Here is an 18,287-nt window from a genome sequence, read left to right on the forward strand (position 1 = left end):
TAATGAATGCGAAAACAGCGGTAGTAGCCGCGCTTCTGGCATGCGCCTCCGGCGCGGCCGCTGCCGCGGACTTCGAGGATTACGCCCGTGTCGTGAGCGTGAATCCGCAAATCGAACAAGTGAATTATCCCCAGCAGGAATGCCGGACCGAATATGTGCCGGTCCAGCGCGAATCGCGCAGCATGGGAGGTTCCATCATCGGCGGCATCGCGGGCGGCATCCTTGGCAACCAGGTGGGCGGCGGCAGCGGCCGCACCGTGGCGACGGCAGCAGGCGCGATAGCGGGCGCGATCGTTGGCGACCGCATCGACAACAGCGGCCAGGCAGGCTACGCCGAGCAGCAAGCGGTACGCAACTGCCGCACGATCGACAACTGGCAATCCCGTAACAACGGCTATGCAGTGACGTATGAATACCGCGGTCACATGAGCACCGTCGTCCTGCCCTACGATCCCGGTCAGCGCATGCGCGTGCGCGTCTCCGTCTCGCCGCAGCCCTGACCGCAACATGACGCTGGCGAACGCCGGCGTCCCTTCCCGCTTCCTCCGCTTCCTCCGCTTCGCCTGCCCGATCCCGCGGCGGGCGTTGCCCATTCTTGTTCACCGTCGCAGTCCAGCATTCCTGCTCAGGCGGGAACAGCGCCGGTCGGATTCACTCCAACCGGCAGCGCCTCCGCAAAACATGACTTGAAGGAACAAGAATGGCAGAGCCCGCCTACCCGCGTCCCCAACTCGTGCGCGAGCACTGGCAATCGCTGAACGGCCAATGGAAATTCTGCTTCGATGACGCGCGGCAGTTCCGGCGTCCGGCCGACCCGATCACCTGGACGCACGAGATCACCGTTCCGTACCCGCCCGAATCCGAAGCAAGCGGCATCGGCGACCGGGGGTTTCATCGCGCCTGCTGGTACCAGCGCGAATTCGAATGCCTGGCGGAAGGCGACCGTGTGCTGCTGCATTTTGGCGCGGTCGACTATCACGCCCGGGTATGGGTCAACGGGCACCGTGTGGCCGACCATGAAGGCGGCCACAGCTCATTCCATGCCGATATTTCGGACTACCTGAAGGACCAGGGCCGGCACGTGGTGACGGTGCTGGTCGAGGATGATCCGCACGACCTGGCGAAACCGCGCGGCAAGCAGGACTGGCAGCTGGAGCCGCATTCGATCTGGTATCCGCGCACAACCGGTATCTGGCAGCAGGTCTGGCTCGAACGCGTGCCGCGCACCTATGTGCACAAGGTGCGCTGGACGCCGCATTTCGAAGGATTCGAGATCGGATGCGACGTGTTCGTTGCAGGCGACATGCTGGATGGCCTGGCCGTCGAGGTCAGGATCCGGCACGGCGACAAGCTGCTCGCCGACGACACCTACAAGGTGATCGGCGGCGAGGCAAGCCGCAGGATTGCATTGTCCGATCCCGGCATCGACGACTCGCGCAACGAGCTGCTATGGAGTCCCGAGCATCCGACGTTGCTGGACGTCGAGATCATGCTGCGACACGGGGACACCGTGCTGGACAAGGTCGGCTCGTACACTGCGTTGCGATCCGTCAACGTGAACCGCGACCGCTTCATGCTGAACGGCCGCCCGTATCATCTCAAGCTTGTGCTGGACCAGGGCTACTGGCCGGACACCCTGCTTGCGGCGCCGGACGACGATGCGCTGCGGAAGGACGTGGAACTGGCCAAGGCGATGGGTTTCAACGGCGTGCGCAAGCACCAGAAGATCGAGGACCCTCGCTACCTGTACTGGGCCGATAGGCTGGGCCTGATGGTATGGGAGGAAATGCCTTCGTCCTACCGTTTCACCACGCAGGCAATCAACCGCATGGTGCGCGAATGGACCGAGGTGATCGAACGCGACTACAGCCATCCCTGCATCGTCGTGTGGGTGCCGTTCAATGAGTCCTGGGGCGTACCGAACCTCACGCTGACGCAGGCGCAACGCAGCGCAGTGGAGGCGCTGTACCACCTGACCCGCACACTGGACCCGATGCGCCCGGTGATCGGCAACGACGGTTGGGAAGCGTCGGCCACCGACCTGATCGGCATCCATGACTACGACGGCGACGCCGAGCGGCTCGCCGCGCGCTATGCATCGAATGTCCAGGACCTGTTCGACCGGCGGCGTCCCGGCGGGCGCATCCTGACGCTGGACGGTTATCCCCATCGCGGCCAGCCCATCATGCTGACCGAGTTCGGCGGGATCACCTATGCGAAGCAGCCCGAACCCGGGGTGAAGGATGTGTGGGGATATTCCACCGCCGGCAGCGACCAGGAGTTCGGCGGCGCGTATCGCAGGCTGCTGGAGGTGGTCAACGAGACGCCGCTGTTCAGCGGATTCTGCTATACCCAGTTTTCCGATACCTTCCAGGAGGCTAATGGCTTGCTGACCGCCGACCGGGTGCCGAAGCTGCCGCTGGAACAGATATTCAACGCCACGCGCAACGTGAAGCCGCATGCGAAGAAGCAGTACGGCATCTGAAGCCTGGTCCTAGTCGGTTTCCTGGGCGCCGCAGCATTTCTTGTGCTTCTTGCCGCTGCCGCAAGGGCAGGGATCGTTGCGACCGACCTTGGGCGCCTCGCGCTTCACCTGTTCGACGGCCGACTTGCGCAAGGGCTTCCAGTAGCGATGGATATGCGGAATGGCGGCTTCCATCTCGATCGCCAGCTTGTGCCGCTTGACCGGGTCGTCGACCAGCGGCATCTCCTCTTCCTCGATCTCTTCGGCGCCGAGCAGATAGATCGGGCGCAGGAGTTCTGCGAGGCTGGATGACCAGGCCGGTTCCCAGGCGTCCGCGCGCAGCTGCATGCCTTCCCAGAAGCCCCAGGCCCAGGCGTCGGCATCGAGCAGTGTCTTGCCTTCGTGCTCATGCTCGCAATACAGCGGCTCGAAATCGCGCGGCGCGACTTCGAAGGTCATCGAGACTTCGTTCATGAAGCGCGCGATCAGGGCGGTGATCCGCTCGCGTTCCTTAGGCGTCTTGAACGCCGGTCCGCGTTCGCCGTGTTCGCCCCAGACCACCGGCAGCCATTCCGACATCGGGACTTCCGCCGGCCCGATGGCGAGTGCGGTGAGGAAACCGTGCAGCGCATCCATGGTCATGCCGTCGTCGGCGCAGCGGTCGGAGAGCAGAAACTGGTCGAGTTCCTTGAATTCCTTGTCGGACAGGGGGTCGTCGAGATGCATGTCGGCTTCGTCTTAAAGTAGTGTGCCGGTATTGTAAGCCGCGCGCTGCCTGCAAGGGAGCAAGAGCGGAATAATCGGGGCGAAGGGCCTGTTTTTGCTGCGCGGGGTCGCCTTCGCCGGGAGGCGTCCGTACAATGTCCGGCATGGACAATGCCACCACCCACCCCTATTCCGGCCTGACGCCCGACACCGTGCTTGCCGCCCTGGAAGGGCAGGGCCTCTACAGTGACGGCCGGCTGCTTGCCCTGAACAGCTACGAGAATCGCGTCTACCAGGTCGGGATGGAAGACGGGCCGCCCCTGGTCATCAAGTTCTATCGCCCGTCCCGCTGGAGCGACGCGCAGATCGGCGAGGAACATGCGTTCCTTGACGAACTCACGCAGGCGGAAGTGCCGGTCGTGGCGCCGCTCGCCCTTGCGGGCGGCGCCACGCTGCAGGTGCATGAGGGCTTCCGCTTTGCCGTCTTCCCGCGCCGCGGGGGGGCGGGCGCCGGAGCTGGACGACAGTACGACGCTGGAGTGGATGGGCCGGTTCGTCGGCCGCATTCATGCGGCGGGCGCGGCCCGCGCCTTCCTGCACCGGCCGACCCTCGACCCGGTCACCTTTGGCGTCGAACCGCTCGCCTTCCTCATGGAGAAGGGGCTCCTGCCGGAAGACCTGCGCTCGCCCTATCGCAGCGTGGCGGCGCAGGCGCTGGACGGCGTGCGGCGTTGTTATGACCGGGCGGGCGACGTGCAATGCTTGCGGCTGCATGGAGACTGCCACGCGGGCAATGTGCTCTGGACGGACGACGGTCCGCATTTCGTGGATTTCGACGACAGTCGCAGCGGGCCCGCCATTCAGGACCTCTGGATGATGCTCTCGGGCGAGCGGCCGGACAGGGCGCGGCAGCTTGCCGACCTGCTGGGCGGATACGAGGACTTTTTCGCATTCAATCCGCGCGAGCTGCATCTGGTCGAGGCCCTGCGCACGCTGCGGCTGATCCACTATTCCGCCTGGCTGGCGATGCGTTGGGACGACCCCGCGTTCCCGGTGGCCTTCCCCTGGTTCAATACGCAGCGCTACTGGCAGGACCGGATTCTCGAACTGCGCGAACAGGTGGCGTTGATGGACGAGCCGCCGCTCTGGCCGGCCTAGACCTTCTGTCCGGCTGCGGCGGCGCGGTCCAGGTTCTCTATCACGGCGTCCGCCGTCGCCGCGCTGTTGGCAAGCAGGACTGCCCGTTCGATCGCCTCGTCGCGGGCATTCTTCGGAAAGTAGCCGAGCAGGTAGTCGGCGTTGTCGGTGCCGGGCATGCCCCGGGTATCGTCCTTGGACAGCTTGCGCACGTACCAGACGGCATAGCCGTTCGCTTCTTCGCAGCAGTAGATCTCGACATGGTGATAGGGACCGAGAGGATGCTCGTCTGGATCGGTGTGCCACACGACCTTGCGCCACAGGTGGCTCTTCTTCGATTCGGGGATGGAATGCATGGGGTGCTCCGGTCTGTCTGTCCGGTCCGTCTCGGCGCGGACCGCTCGACGTGAAGCATACATGATGGCGCGAAAAATCCGCTGACCTCTCCATGCCGCGGCGCAATACCCGGAACCGTCGGCGGTACCGGATGTCCAGATCATTGCGGCCGGGGGCAAAGACCGGGCCAGCGGGGAGAATGGAGGGTAAAGCGATGTTCGTGGTGCGGCCCGTGGAAACCGGCGACATACCCGCCTTCGAGGCGATGACGACGTACCCGGCGCCCTGCGTGCACACGCTGCCGCGGAGCAGGGCGGCGATCGAGGATGCCGTGGCCTGCTCAATCGCTTCGTTCGCCTCCGCCCCGCAGAAGCCGGCCGACGAATCCTATCTCTTCGTGCTCGCATCGACCGAAGACGGCTCCCTGGCCGGCACCGCCTCGATCGCCGCCACTGCCGGCGCGCACGGCGCTTTCTATGCATTCCGGCGGGACGTGCTGAGCCAGGTGTCGCGCGACCTCGGCATCAGCCATAACGTGCATGCGCTCAGCCTGTGTTCGGACCTGACCTCGCACAGCCAGCTGTCGGGTTTCCACCTGGTGCGCGGCGAGCGCATCCATGCCGCGCTGCTGTCCCGCGCACGCCTGCTGTTTGCCGCATTGGCGCCCCAGCGCTTTGCCAATCGCTTCTTCGCTTCCGTCTCGGGACCTGTCGACGGCGACGGCCGCTCGCCATTCTGGGAAGCCCTCGGACGCAAGTTCTTCCAGATGGATTTCCTGGCTGCCGAGCGGCTCGTCGGCGGCGCGCGCAACCGCGGCTTCATTGTCGAGTTGATGCCGCACTATCCGGTCTACGTGCCGCTGCTTCCGGCAGCGGCGCAGCAGGCCCTCGGGCAGGTGCATGCCGAGGCCGGGCAGGCGTTCGACATCCTGCGCGAAGAGGGCTTCGAGTCGGACGTGTATGTCGATGCCTTCGACGGTGGTCCGGTGCTGCAGGCGCCGAAGAAGGCACTGAGCGCCTTCTCGCGATCCCGCCGGAAGCGGGCCGCTGCCATGACGGGCCCGGCCGCGGAGCAGGCACGCCTGCACCTGGTGGCCGCCGCTGGCGGCAGAGGTTTTCGTGCGGTTCTCGCCCGCTGCGAAGTCTCGGGTCGGTCCGATGCCGTGGCCCTCGACGATCAGGCGCTGCGCAGTCTCCAGGTGTCGCCCGGCGACACTGTGTTGTGCCTGAAGCTGTGAGGACGCCATGCTGGTAATCCGCGCCATCCAACACGCCGACCTCGACGGACTGCTCGCGCTGACGGAGCTGGTCGGGCCCGGCATGACCACCCTGAAGCCGGATCGCAAGGCGATGGCGCTGCGGGTCGAGACCGCTTGCGCATCCTTTGCCGAGCAGATCGATCCGGCCGAGCGCGACTACCTGTTCGTGATGGAGGACACCGGCACCGGCAAGCTGGTCGGCGCCTGCGCGGTGCGGGCGGCTGTCGGCCTGCATGAACCGTTCTACAACTACCGTATCGGCACGCTGGTCCATTCGAGCAAGGAGCTCGGTGTGCTGTCCCGGCTGGATACGCTCTACCTGTCCAACGACCTGACCGGCAGCGCCGAGCTGTGCTCGCTGTTCCTGCACCCGGATTACCGCCGCGGCCATAACGGGAAGCTGCTGTCGCGCAGCAGGTTCCTGTTCATCGCCCAGTTCCCGCACCTCTTCCCGGAAAAGCTGATCGCGGAAATGCGCGGCTACCAGGACACCGAGGGGCGCTCGCCGTTCTGGGACAGCCTGGGCAAGCATTTCTTCCAGATGGACTTCAGCCGTGCGGACGACCTCACCAGCCTCGGGAAGAAATCCTTCATCGCCGAGCTGATGCCGCGCCATCCCCTGTACGTGGCCTACCTGCCGCAGGAGGCACAGGAGGTGATCGGCCGCGTGCACCGCGATACCGCGCCGGCGCAGCGGCTGCTGGAGGAGGAGGGCATGCACTGCGAAGGGTATGTCGACATTTTCGACGCCGGGCCGGTGCTGCAGGCGCGGGTCAGCGAGCTGCGCGCGCTGCGCGAGAGCGAACTCGCGATACTCGACGCGCCGCGTGACGTTCCGGCCGTGGAGGAACCATGGATGGTGGCGCGCACGACGCTGCAGGACTTTCGTGTGATCGCGGCCCACGCCCATCCCAACCGCGGTCGGATTGGCCTCGCGCCCGAGCAGCAGCACCTGCTGGGGTGCCGCAACGGCGACCCGGTGCGCACCATGCAACTCATCCCCCGCAAGGCGAACCATGGATAGGGCTGTCGCTCGCCTCATGGAGGTGCCGAAGGCCGCCGGCGCCCCGCCGACGCATGCGCGGTGCAGCAGTCGCGACTAGGAACAGACATGTCCATGACACGGGAATTCAACTTCGACGGCCTGGTGGGCCCCACCCACAACTATGCCGGGCTGTCGTTCGGGAATGTGGCTTCGTCCGGCAATGTGCGTGCGCCTGCGAATCCCCGGCAGGCGGCATTGCAAGGGCTCGCGAAGATGCAGGCGCTGGCCGCCCGCGGTTTCGCGCAGGCGCTGTTGCCGCCGCAGCCGCGCCCCAATCTCGGGCTGCTGCGTCGCATCGGGTTCACCGGCAGCGCCGCGCAGGTGCTTGCCCGCGCCGCCGCCGAGGCGCCGGTGCTGCTGGCGGCGGCCTGGTCGGCGTCGCCGATGTGGACCGCCAACGCGGCCACCGTGAGCCCTTCGCCGGATACGGCCGATGGCCGCGTCCACCTGACGGTCGCCAACCTGAACAACAAGCTGCATCGCGCTTACGAGCAGTCGCAGACCGCGCGGACGCTGCGCGCCATCTTTCACGATACGCGTCATTTCTGCGTGCACGATGCGTTGCCTTCGACGCCGGCCTTCGGCGACGAAGGGGCAGCCAACCATACCCGTTTCTGCGCCGGGCATGGCAAGCCGGGCGTGGAGATGTTTGTTCATGGGCGCAGTGAGTTCGATACGCGCATTCCCGGTCCGCGCCGGTATCCGGCGCGCCAGACACTGGAAGCAAGCCAGGCAGTCGCGCGGCTGCACGGCCTCGACCCGACCCGGGTTCTGCATGTGCTGCAGGATGCCGCGGCAATCGACCAAGGGGTATTTCACAACGACGTCATCGCGGTCGGGAGCGGCAGCGTGCTGCTCTATCATGAGCACGCCTTTGCCGATGAAGCTGCAACGCTGTCGTCGTTGCGCGAAAAGCTGGCGCGGGTGCACGCCGGGCTCGAGCCGATTCGTGTCGATGCAGGCGCGGTGTCCCTGCGAGATGCGGTGGAGAGCTATCTGTTCAACAGCCAGCTGCTGGATCGGCCGGACGGCAACCTGGTCCTGGTCGTCCCGCAGGAATGCCTCGAGAACCGGCCTGTCGCGCGCTTCCTGGAGCGCATCGTCGGTGCCGGCGCGCCCATCGCGGAACTGCTCAGCTTCGACCTCCGGCAAAGCATGCGCAACGGCGGTGGGCCCGCCTGCCTCCGGCTGCGGGTGGCGCTGAGCGCCGGGGAAGCCGCCGCGATACACCCGGGGGTGATCATGAGCGACGCGCTGCACGGACGGCTGGTGCAGTGGGTCGAACGGCACTACCGTGACCGACTGCTCCCGGCCGACCTGGCCGATCCGCAGCTTGTGGGCGAAGCGCGCGCCGCGCTGGAGGAGCTGGAAAACCTCCTTGGCCTGCCGGGACTTTACGACTGGTCCGATGCGCAGGACTGAGCCAGCTGCCGCACCCTTGCAGCAACACGCGCGTACGCGATTTCGATGCCGCGCAGCCGGCGATCCAGTCCGGCAGCCCGGGTTCGTGCGTCCAGTTCAAGATCGCGGCACTGCTGCGACAGCCCGCTCGCCCCTATCGAAGCGCAGCTTCCGCTGAAAGCGTGGGCCACCCTGGCCACAAGCGCCAGTTCACCCCCGGCAACCGCCTCCTTCAGGAGCAGCAGCCGGGCCGGACTGTCGGCCAGATAGAGCGCCGCGAGCTCGGCAAAGTGTTTTCCGAATGTACGGCATACGGCCTCGAGTTCGTCAGGGGCTGCGTCGGTTTCCCCGACCTGTGCCTGCAGGGGGAGCGGAAGCCAGCGTGCCAGCATTGCCTCCAGCGAGGGCAGGTCGAGCGGCTTGGAAAGGAACCCATCCATGCCGGCGTCCTCGCAGGCGTCCCGGTCGCCATCGCTGCCGCCGGCAGTGAGCGCCACGATTGGCGTACGGCGACGCGTGCCTTCTTCCTTCCGGATGCGGCGGCAGGCGGCGTAACCGTCGAGCCGCGGCATGTCGCAGTCCATCAGCAGCAGGTCGTAGGGCTGCGCCAGGTGCATGCATGCAGCCTCTTCCCCGTCCGCGGCCTCGTCGCAGTGGAGTCCCAGCCTGGCGACCAGGCCGGCCGCCAGCGCCCGGTTGACCGGGTTGTCGTCGGCGATCAGCAGCCGGATGGCATCGGGACTCGGGGGGGATGAAGGCGCAGCAGGCGGTGGATGGTTCTGCGTGGTCATGGGGCGCGCGGCGGACGATGGAACGGTCGTCAATGTACTGGTTTTGTCCCGGATTGTCCCGCCCGGCGCGGGAAATGCACGTAAATACGGAAGTAAACCGGATTTCCCCCTTTGTTCCTTGCCTCTCGCCGCAGGCCGGTGCGGATAATGCAGGGTATGTAATTCCGGCCCCTGCACTCACCGCCCACCCGCCGGAATCGCTCATCCAGCGGGAGCAGACAAGATGGACAACAACCAGGCGCCGACGACCAACCTCCAGCTTCCGGGTCGCATGCTCGATGAAGGCGATGTCGAGGATGTTTCTCCCGCCACCGACCGGACGCCCGCCTCCCGCACCGGGGCGGTCGATCTCAAGGCCATCCGCGAGGCAATTGCCCGCGTCGAAGCCGAGGCCAAGGCCACGGTCGCCGCGGAAAACCGGGCGCATGCCGAGGCGCGCGCCCGCGCGCTGGCAGAGGACCGGGCCCGCATCGAATCCGCCGCCGCCGCCGAGGCGTACCAGAATGCCCGGGCGGCCGAGGACGCGATCGCCGCATCCCGTGCCAGGCTCGATGCCGAGCGCCAGGCACGCGAAGCCAGCGAGGCCCGGGCTGCCGCCGTAAAGCGCGAAATCAACGAACTCAAGGCCCGTACCGAAGCCGAGGCCGAGGCCCGCCGCAGCGCCGAAGAGCGCATGCGCGTCGAGCAGGAAGCCCGCCTGCGCGCCGAGCAGCAGATCGCCGCCGAGAATGCGTTGGCCGCACGGGCGCAGGCTGCCTCGGAAGAGCTCGCGCAGGAGACGGAACTGGCCCGCTGGCAGGCTGCGCAACGGGTCGCCGCAGCGGAGGCCGCCCGCCAGGAAGCGGAAGGCCGCGCACGGGCGGAGGCAAAGATGGCTGCGATCGCGCGGGAACAGGAGCGGCGCGAGAAGGAAGCCCGCCAATCGGCCGAGATGCTGGCCGAGGCACGGCGTGAAGCGCTGGAGCTGGCCCGCGAGCGCGAGCGCCTGGAGGCAATGGCGCTGCAGGCAACCCTGAGCCGGGCTCCCGCCGAAGTGCGCGCCCGCGAGGAAGCCCGCGCCCGGGTGGCGGTCGAACAGGAAAAGGAAGAAGCCGCACAGGCACGCATCGCGCTCGAGCGCAGCACCGCCGAAGCGCTGCAGTTGCGCTTGCAGGCCGAGACCGAGATGCATGAGGCGGCAGCCCGCCGCGAACATGCCGAGTCGGTCGCCGCTGCCGCGGCCGCTGCACGCCGCGATGCCGAGGAGCGCATCCTCGCCGCCACCGAGGCGCGGATCGACACCGAGCGCCAGCTCCAGGCGGTCGCGCTCGGCCGCGTCGAGGCGGAGCACCTGGCCGAGGCGCAGGCGCGCGCCCGCATCCAGGCGGAGGAGCGCGCCGCGAACGAAGCGCGGCAGCGCGAGGAATCGGAACAGAAAATTGCACTGGCCGCACAGGCGCGCCGCGAGGAGGAGCAGCGGGCGCGTGCATTGGCAGACCGGCGGGCCGAACTGGAACGGGCCGCCGTGCGTCTCGCAGCGGAGCAGGCCGCCGCCGAGCAGGAAGCGCTCGCACGCGCGGCCGAACATGCCGAACTGCAGCGCCAGACGGCCGCGCTCGCCGCACAACGGGCGCGCGAGGCGACCGAGCATGCCCGGCTGGAACGGGAGCGCGCGCAGGCCGAAGAACAGGCGGTCGCCGCCCTGCAGGCCAAACTGCGGGCGGAACAGGATGCCATCGCCGAAGCGCAGGCCCGTGCCGGCGCCGAGCAGGAACATGCGGCCCTGCTGCGCCAGCAGCAGGAGGCCGATGCCGCTGCGCGCATCGGCAAGGAAGAGGAATGCGCGGCTGCCCGGCTGGCGCTCGAAAAGGCGATGGAGCGCGCCGACGCCCAGCGGCGGGCGGCGGAAGCCGCCGTGCAGAAGGCGCGGGAGGCGGTCGGGCTTGCCCGCCTCGAGCAGCAGCGCGCCGATGACGAGCAGGCTGCGCTGGCAGCGATGCAGGAAAAAGTGCGCATCGAGCGCGAACAGGCCGGCGCCGCACAACAGGCGCTTGCTGCCGCACGCCAAAAGCTGGAGGCCGGCAAGGCAGCCCTGGCCGATGCGCAGGCCCGCGCTCTGGCGGACCAGCGGCACGCGGAAGCGCTGCGCGCCCGCCAGGAGGCGGATCGCGCGCTCGCCGCCGCCAGGGATGCCGAGGCAACGGCGTTGCGGCACGCCGCCGAACAGGCGGAGGCCGCCATTGTCCTGCAGCGCCAGGCAGCACAGGCGGCCCTGCTGAAGGCACGCGAAGCAACCGCGCTTGCCCGCGTCGAGCGCGAGCGCGCCGTCGCGGAACAGGCGGCGCTCCAGGCGGAACAGCAAAAGCGGCAGGCCGAGCTGGCATTGCAACAGGAAGTGCAGGCCAGGGCGCAAGCCGACACGGAACAGGAGCAGCTGCTGCGCGCCCGCACGGAAGAGGAGCGGGCCATGCGCGTGGCGGCGGAGGCGCGCGCAGCGGCCGAGCGGCAACAGCTGGAGCACGCGGCGCAACGGGCACTGATGCAGCAGCAGGCCGCGGTGCTGGCCGAGGCCGTCGCCCGCGAAACCCTCGAGCTCGCCCGTGCCGAGGAGGCGAAGGCGGCAGCCGAGCAACAGGCGCTGCAGGCGATCCAGGACAAGCGTGCCGCCGGGGAAGCGGCGCGCAACTATGCGGCTGCCCGTGCCAGAGCGGAAGCCGAACAGGCGGCGCTGATGCTGGCGCGCGAGCAGGCCGAACACGCCGCACTGGAGGCGGCCGAAGCGGAGAGGGCCGCCGAGCAGGCGCGGGCCGGCCATGCCGCCGAGCAGGCGCAGGCGGCAGGCGAGGCGGCAGCCGCGGCCGAAGCGAAGGCGCGGGAAGCGGCAGAACTGGCGCGTGCGGAGCAGCAGCGCGCAACGGCCGAGCAGCAGGCGCTGGAGGCCGTGCAGCAACAGCTGGCAGCCGAGCAGGCGGCCAGGGCGGAAGCGGAGGCGCGCGCCCGCGCCGAACAGGAACACGCGCAGGTGCTGCAGGCACGCGAACAGGCGGAACGCACCGCCCGTGCCGCAGTAGAGGCGCAGTTGAAGGCGGAGCAGCAGATCGCCGCGCAAGCGGTCGAGCGCGCCGAATGCGAGCGTAAAGCCGCGCTGCTCGCCATGAAGAAGGTGCGCGAGGCGATCGACCTGACCAGGGTGGAGCGCGAACGGATGGCCGCCGAGCAGCAGGCGCTCGCCGCGTTGGAGCAGAAGCTCGCCGCAGAGCGACAGCTTTGCATCGAGGCGGAGGCGCGTGCGCGCGCCGAACAGGAGCAGGCGGCCGCCATGGCGTCCCGCGAGCGCGACGAACAGGCGGCCCGTGCGGCAGCCGAGACCCGCAACGCTGCGGAGCAGCGCGCACTTGCAAAGGCCGCAGAACACGCGCAATCGCAGCGCGAGGCCGCCGTCGCCGCGCAGGCGCGCGCCAGGGAAGCGGACGAGCTCGCCCAGGCAGAAGCGGCGCGTGCGGCCGCCGAGCAGCAGACGCTCGAGGCGCTGCGACAAAAGCACGCTCTTGAACAGGTGGCACGCGAGCAGGCGCAGGCAAGGCTGGCCGCAGAACAGGAACAGGCGCGCCGGCTGCAGGAGACCGAGCAGGCGGAACGCACAGCGCGCGAGGCGATCGAGGCAACCCGCGGCGCCGAGCAAGAGCTCCTGGAAAAGGCCGCCGAGCAGGCGGAATTCCACCGGCAGGCCGCAGAGGCGGCAATTCGTCGTGCGCGCGAGGCGGTCGAACTGGCGGCCGCCGAGAGGCAGCGCGCCATCGCCGAGCAGAAGGCCTGCGCCGCTGTCCAGGAGACCCTGCGGCTCGAGCGCGAACGATGTGCCGCGGAGCAGGCTGCGCAAGCCGCCAGCGAAGCGAACCTGGCGGCGGAACAGCGTACCCATGCCGATGCCTGCGCCCGCGCGCAGGCCGAGGAGGCGCAGGTGGTGCTGACGCGGGCGCGCGAACGTGCGGTACACGAGGCGCGCGTCGCCGCGCAGGCGCGCGTGGCGCTGGAACGGGAATTCCTTGAGCAGGCCCAGTCGCAGGCCAGGGCGCAAGCCGAGGCGGCAGCCGCGGCCGAGATGCGTGCGCGCGAAGCGACCGAGCTGGCACGGGTGGAAAGCGCGCGTGCACGGGCAGAGAAACTGACGCTGGACGCCATCCGCGAGCAGTTGCGCATGGAAGAGCAGGCGCGCGAAGAAGCAGAATTGCGCGCGCATGCCGCATTGGCGTCGGCGCAACTGGCGACCATGCGGATGAAGGCCGAGGCGGAAGCGCGCAGCCAGGAACAAGCCTGTGCCGAGGCGGAGCAGCGTGCGCTCGAGTCGGCCCGCCGCCAGCAGGAATACGCGGCCGCGAGCGCGCAACAGGCAGAGGCCCTGCGCGCGCAATGCGAGCAGGCGCTCGCGCAGGCGCAGGTGGCGGCGACCGACCTGGTCCGGCGCCTGGACGCGGAAAGCGGCCAGACTGAAGAATGGCGTGCACGTGCCGCCGCGATTCTCGCGGATTCGCCGGTTCCGGCGCAGCATGCGCGGCGCGTGCCGCTGCGCCGCAACCCGGTGATTGCAGCCATCGGAGGCGCTGCCTTCGCCGGCAGCATCGCAGTGGCATGGATGCTGGCGGGCGAGGAGGGAATGGGGCCTGTCCCGGCGCCTGCCGCACCCGTTTCCGTGCCCGTTTCCGCGGTCGCCGTCGTTCCTGCATCCGTTCCGTCACATGCGCCGGCCGAGTCCGCCACCTTGCAAATGTCGTATCAACTTCGCAGCATCGGCCAGCCGGCCGCGACGGTGAAGGAATGACCGGGACGGGGCCGGTTGGGGGCGGGTCGTCCTTGCAACGCCCTTCCTTGTTGTCGCATGCGCAAGCGATGTTGCCAGCCCTGCCATGGCACGTCGTTCCAAATGGCGATTTCAGGACGCTGAGTATAGAATGCTGAAGTTTTTGCGCCGGGCCGGCGCCGCCCCGCGCGGGCGAGCCGGTACTTTTGTTCGACGTGGTTTTTACCTCGCACCGGTTGCGGCAACGCCGGTTCCGGACCCCGCCACCGCGCCATGCGTTCCCGATATGCTGCACAATAACGCCAACGAAAATTCATGATTTCCATCCCGCGCCGCATGCCCAGCCTGCCCTTGCGTTCCGTGCTGAACAAGTCCGCCGCCGTATCCGGCCTGCTCGCCGCTCTGCTGTGCACGCCGGCGCAAGCGGACGACTTCGCCGAGGTCAACCGGCTGATCCGCGGCGGCCAGCATGCCGAGGCGCTGTCGCGTGCCGATGCTTTCCTCGCGCGCAATCCGCGCGACGCCCAGATGCGCTTCCTGAAGGGCGTGATCCTGGCCGAGCAGAACAAGCCGGCGGAGGCAATCACGATCTTCACCCGGCTCACCGAGGACTACCCGACGCTGCCCGAGCCCTACAACAATCTCGCGGTGCTGCACGCGGCCGCCGGCCAGTACGAGAAAGCCCGCGCTGCGCTGGATGCGGCAATCCGAACCAATCCCAGCTACGCGACCGCGTACGAAAACCTGGGCGACATTCATGCCAAGCTCGCAAGCCAGGCCTACGACAAGGCCCTGCAGCTCGATTCCGGAAATTCCGCAGCCAAGTCGAAGCTGACCCTGGTCCGCTCCCTGGTCGGCAATTTCAACGGTACCAAGGTTGCCGCAGCACCGGCGGCGCCTGCCGCCGCAGTGCCGGCACGCCCTGCTGCAGCGCCCGCCGCACCTCCCGTCGCCGCACCGGCTGCACCGCCGGCGCCGCCCGCTCCCGCCGCCAAACCGGAAGAGAAGGTCGCGCAGGCGCGGCCCGAGCAGCCCAGGCCGGCACCGGCTGCAAAGCCGGAAGCGCCCAAGCCGCAAATCAAGGCAGGCAGCGCCGAACGCAACGAGGTGGCGGACGTGGTGGAGGACTGGGCGCGCGCCTGGAGCGCGCAGGACGTCAAAGCCTACCTCGGGTTCTACGGCAGCGATTTCCAGGCCCCTGGCGGACAGACCCGCAAGGCCTGGGAAGACGATCGCCGCGCGCGCATCGTCGGCAAGGGCAGCATCCGGGTGTCGATCGAGGCGCCGCAGGTCAGCGTCAACGGCAATACCGCCACGGTCAAGTTCCGGCAGGTCTACGTCTCCGACCGCCTGACTGCGAATACGCGCAAGACCCTGGTCATGACGAAGCAGGGCGGCAAGTGGAAGATCAAGCAGGAGAGCACGGGTAGCTGATGTTGCGCTTTGAATTCATCGACCGGCCGACGGGTACTTGCCGCGCCCTGTTTTTCAGCCTTGCCTGCCTGCTTGCCGCCGGTAGCTGGGCGGCTCCCGCGGCGAAGCAGGAAACGCGTCCTGCCCGTGCCGCCACCCCGCCCGCCGGCACGCCGGACCCGGAAGTCCTGCTGATCGAGGTTTACAAGGAACTCGGTGCCAACAACCTGCGCGCTGCCCAGGAAAAAGCAGACCGCCTCGTGGAGGCCTATCCCAATTTCCGCCTCGGCCATCTGGTCCGCGGCGATCTGCTCCTCATGCATACCCGCCCGGTCAAGCAGCTCGGCGCGGTCGACGGACCGGAGGACAAGCTCAAGAACCTGCGCGCCGAGGCGATGGTGCGCCTGCGGTTTCTGCGCGAGCGACCGGATCCCGCGCTGGTGCCGCGCGTCGTGCTGCAGTTGCGCGACGACCAGAAACATGTGCTGCTGGTCGACGCCAGGCGCTCGCGGCTGTTCGTGTATGCCAACGAGCGCGGTCAGCTGAAGTTCGTCACCGACTACTACGTCAGCCAGGGCAAGCTCGGCATCAACAAGTTGCGGGAAGGCGACCAGAAGACGCCGGTCGGCGTCTACTACATCACCAGCCATCTGCCCGGCGCCCGCTTGCCCGAGTTCTACGGCTCCGGAGCGCTGCCGATCAACTACCCGAACGAATGGGACAAGCTCAACGGCCGCGGCGGCTCCGGCATCTGGCTGCATGGCACCCCGCCGGACAGCTACAGCCGACCGCCGCTGTCGTCCGACGGGTGCGTAGTGCTGACCAACCCCGACCTGCACCGGCTCACTGAATCGGTGGAAGTCGGCAAGACACCGGTCGTCATCAGCGAAAGCATCGACTTCGTCAGCAAGGCGCGCTGGGAAAGCGACCGCGGCCTCGCCGCGCGCCTGGTCGACAACTGGCGCCGGGACGTCGAAAGCCTGGTGCCATCGCGCGTGCTCGCCAATTACAGCCGCCAGTTCAAGTCGGAACGCGGAGAAGACCTCAAGACCTGGTTCAGCAAGCCGCAGCAGTCGTTCCGCAACGTCAAGCAGCTGAAGGTGAGCCTGCGCGATAACACCCACTTTTTCTATCCAGGCCGCGACGACTTGATCGTCAGCACCTTCACCCAGGAATCGACGGTCGGCAAGAACACTTCCTCGATCCGCAAACGCCAGTACTGGGCGAAGGAGAGCGGACAGTGGAAGATCATCTACGAACTCACGCTGTAGGCCACCCGCCCGCCGCGCCCGAGAGGCGGCGGCGGACGAAGGACGCGATCCGGTTGCGGCGATCCTCCGCCGGTTGCCCTGGCGACTGGATTGTCGCTATCCGCGACCCCGATCGATTCGACAAATAGCAAGGCCTGCCGCGCCCTGTTGAACTTCGATTTGCCTGCGACGGTCTTTCCATTACGGCAGCACACCGCATCTGGCGGCGTTCGCGCTCGCACAGCGTTTTGCAGAATGGCATTTCCGCCGCCGACGTCTGCGCCCTGGCGCCCGCCCGCGTGCTTCTGCCGATACAGCCTCCCATGGACAGCAATATGAGGGCATTCCACTTTGGCCGGTTTCAGATCAGCGACAGGCAAGCGCAGGGCGAGAACACCACAGGCTGATACGGGTGTGGATGCGTCGCGTTTCGCCGCAGCGGCATTGCCTCCTTACCGCGGTCCGGAAGCGGGCGGCCGTGGTAATGCGTCCGCGCCGCCGCCCGATCCGGACGCCGCAGCGGCGAAAGCCGCCGCCGCCCACTTCGATGCACTGTACGGGGACACCCCCGTGCGCCGCCGCCGCTATTCCCCGCTTCTGATCATGACGGTGGTTTTCTCGATCGGCGCGGGCGCTGGCCTTGCCGGTGCACGCTGGGTGGGATCGATCGCCAAGCCGCAGCCGCAACCACAACTGCTGCAAGCTGCGCCGGCTATTGCGTCAGCGCCGCCATCCGTCATCCATGACGCGGACGGGCAGGCAACCGCCTTGCGCGGGATCCGCGCGAGCGAGTTGCCCTATGACGGCCGTCGTGCCATGGAAGAAGAAGCCGGGGACCCGCCGGCGAGGGCATCGAGCGAAAAGGAGGCTGCGCCGAAAGTAGCGGCACCCAAAGAAGGCGCATCGAAGGATGCCGTAGCAAAAGAAACGGCAACAAAAGAAACGGCAACAAAAGAAGCCGCGACAAGATTGGCCGCGACCAGAGAATCCTCCACTACGGCTTCCCCTGCCCCTGCGACAAGCGCTGAAGCCGAAAAACCGCCAGCCAGGGCCGCGGTCGCCGACGACGAAAAGAAAAAGGCAAACCCTGACCCGCCGGGCGCCCGGGACAAGCCCGCGCAGCGCGCCGAGGCCGAGCAGCGCAAAACCTCGCGTACTGTTTCTGCCCGATCCAAGGACCGCGAGATTGAGCGCATGCGGCAACAGGCGGAGGAAGAACTTGGCAGGAAGACGACTGTGGCGTCGGCCGCGGACGCCAGGCGCAGTCCGACTACACGGGATGAGACGCCGGCGCGTCCCTCTCGCCTGCAACTGGTCACGGCCGAACTTGCACGATGCGAACAGCGTTCCAACATCATCCTCCGCGAACAATGCCGCTGGCGCGTCTGCAACGGCATGTGGGGCCGCAACGGCTGCCCATCCTATACGGTGCAACGCGACCCGTATTGACAATGTAAGTACATCGAACCTGTCCACCTGGCGCTGTCCGGCCCCTTCGGGGCAATGAAGCAGTCCCCACTTCGTGAAACCCCCGCTTTTCCTTTTCTGATTAGCCATCTACAAGCCATAGCTGCACGCCATTCTTCTGCGACTTCAACTTTGTAATAACAAAGTTGATCCTGCTTGTAATAACAAAATCAGAACGTTGCACACACCTGTTCGAACAATGTAGCAATAATATTTTTCCGCACGGAAATTTGTTGTACTATG

Annotated in this window: 12 protein-coding genes and 1 pseudogene; 10 read left to right on the plus strand and 3 right to left on the minus strand. The window is 67.5% G+C overall.

The features are described 5' to 3' along the window. The first annotated feature begins 2 nt into the window (after nucleotides 1-2). Together VIM12_RS06105 and VIM12_RS06110 are read left to right on the plus strand one after the other, a co-directional pair. Complete coding sequence (locus VIM12_RS06105; RefSeq protein ID WP_331940727.1) at nucleotides 3-500, plus strand: glycine zipper 2TM domain-containing protein; 498 nt, start codon at nucleotides 3-5, stop codon at nucleotides 498-500. A gap of 200 nt (nucleotides 501-700) precedes the next feature. Next, nucleotides 701-2,485, plus strand: a complete 1,785-nt coding sequence (locus VIM12_RS06110; protein ID WP_331940728.1) for a glycoside hydrolase family 2 protein — start codon at nucleotides 701-703, stop codon at nucleotides 2,483-2,485. Nucleotides 2,486-2,494: 9 nt separating this feature from the next. Here VIM12_RS06110 and VIM12_RS06115 read toward each other — a convergent pair whose 3' ends face one another. After that, nucleotides 2,495-3,190: a UPF0149 family protein gene (locus tag VIM12_RS06115; protein WP_331940729.1), complete on the minus strand. Its 696-nt coding sequence runs from the start codon at nucleotides 3,188-3,190 to the stop codon at nucleotides 2,495-2,497. A 134-nt stretch (nucleotides 3,191-3,324) separates the two neighbouring features. On the opposite strand from VIM12_RS06115, the pseudogene VIM12_RS06120 reads away from it, so the two are divergent. Continuing rightward, nucleotides 3,325-4,327, plus strand: a pseudogene (locus VIM12_RS06120) (serine/threonine protein kinase). On the opposite strand, the gene VIM12_RS06125 reads toward VIM12_RS06120, so the two are convergent. Further along, nucleotides 4,324-4,662, minus strand: a complete 339-nt coding sequence (locus tag VIM12_RS06125) for a hypothetical protein (protein ID WP_331940730.1) — start codon at nucleotides 4,660-4,662, stop codon at nucleotides 4,324-4,326. The pseudogene VIM12_RS06120 and the gene VIM12_RS06125 sit on opposite strands and share 4 nt — an antisense overlap. Nucleotides 4,663-4,841: 179 nt before the next feature. Here VIM12_RS06125 and VIM12_RS06130 point away from each other — a divergent pair, with 179 nt between their 5' ends. From VIM12_RS06130 to astB, 3 genes are all read left to right on the plus strand, one after another. Beyond that, nucleotides 4,842-5,879, plus strand: coding sequence for an arginine N-succinyltransferase (locus VIM12_RS06130; protein ID WP_331940731.1), 1,038 nt, complete (start codon nucleotides 4,842-4,844; stop codon nucleotides 5,877-5,879). A gap of 7 nt (nucleotides 5,880-5,886) precedes the next feature. After that, nucleotides 5,887-6,924 carry an arginine N-succinyltransferase gene (astA, locus tag VIM12_RS06135; protein WP_331940732.1) on the plus strand — a complete coding sequence of 346 codons (1,038 nt, stop codon included), beginning with the start codon at nucleotides 5,887-5,889 and terminating at the stop codon, nucleotides 6,922-6,924. 87 nt (nucleotides 6,925-7,011) lie between these two features. Next, a complete protein-coding gene (astB, locus tag VIM12_RS06140) occupies nucleotides 7,012-8,367 on the plus strand; it encodes an N-succinylarginine dihydrolase (protein ID WP_331940733.1) in 1,356 nt (451 codons plus the stop codon). On the opposite strand, the gene VIM12_RS06145 is transcribed toward astB, so the two are convergent. After that, nucleotides 8,340-9,137 carry a response regulator gene (locus tag VIM12_RS06145; protein WP_331940734.1) on the minus strand — a complete coding sequence of 266 codons (798 nt, stop codon included), beginning with the start codon at nucleotides 9,135-9,137 and terminating at the stop codon, nucleotides 8,340-8,342. The two genes, astB and VIM12_RS06145, sit on opposite strands and share 28 nt — an antisense overlap. A 223-nt stretch (nucleotides 9,138-9,360) precedes the next feature. On the opposite strand from VIM12_RS06145, the gene VIM12_RS06150 reads away from it, so the two are divergent. The 4 genes from VIM12_RS06150 (at nucleotide 9,361) to VIM12_RS06165 (ending at nucleotide 18,026) form a co-directional block, all read left to right on the plus strand. After that, nucleotides 9,361-13,935 carry a hypothetical protein gene (locus VIM12_RS06150; protein ID WP_331940735.1) on the plus strand — a complete coding sequence of 1,525 codons (4,575 nt, stop codon included), beginning with the start codon at nucleotides 9,361-9,363 and terminating at the stop codon, nucleotides 13,933-13,935. 294 nt (nucleotides 13,936-14,229) lie between these two features. Continuing rightward, nucleotides 14,230-15,348 (plus strand): tetratricopeptide repeat protein, encoded by a 1,119-nt coding sequence (locus tag VIM12_RS06155; RefSeq protein WP_331940736.1) that lies wholly within the window; start codon nucleotides 14,230-14,232, stop codon nucleotides 15,346-15,348. After that, nucleotides 15,348-16,598, plus strand: a complete 1,251-nt coding sequence (locus VIM12_RS06160; protein ID WP_331940737.1) for a L,D-transpeptidase family protein — start codon at nucleotides 15,348-15,350, stop codon at nucleotides 16,596-16,598. Before VIM12_RS06155 ends, VIM12_RS06160 begins: the two co-directional genes overlap by 1 nt. A gap of 393 nt (nucleotides 16,599-16,991) precedes the next feature. Then, on the plus strand, nucleotides 16,992-18,026 hold the full coding sequence (locus VIM12_RS06165) for a hypothetical protein (RefSeq protein WP_331940738.1): 1,035 nt from the start codon (nucleotides 16,992-16,994) through the stop codon (nucleotides 18,024-18,026). The last annotated feature ends 261 nt before the right edge of the window (nucleotides 18,027-18,287 follow it).

The organism is Noviherbaspirillum sp., assembly GCF_036563305.1.
In the GTDB taxonomy this organism is placed as follows: domain Bacteria; phylum Pseudomonadota; class Gammaproteobacteria; order Burkholderiales; family Burkholderiaceae_D; genus Noviherbaspirillum.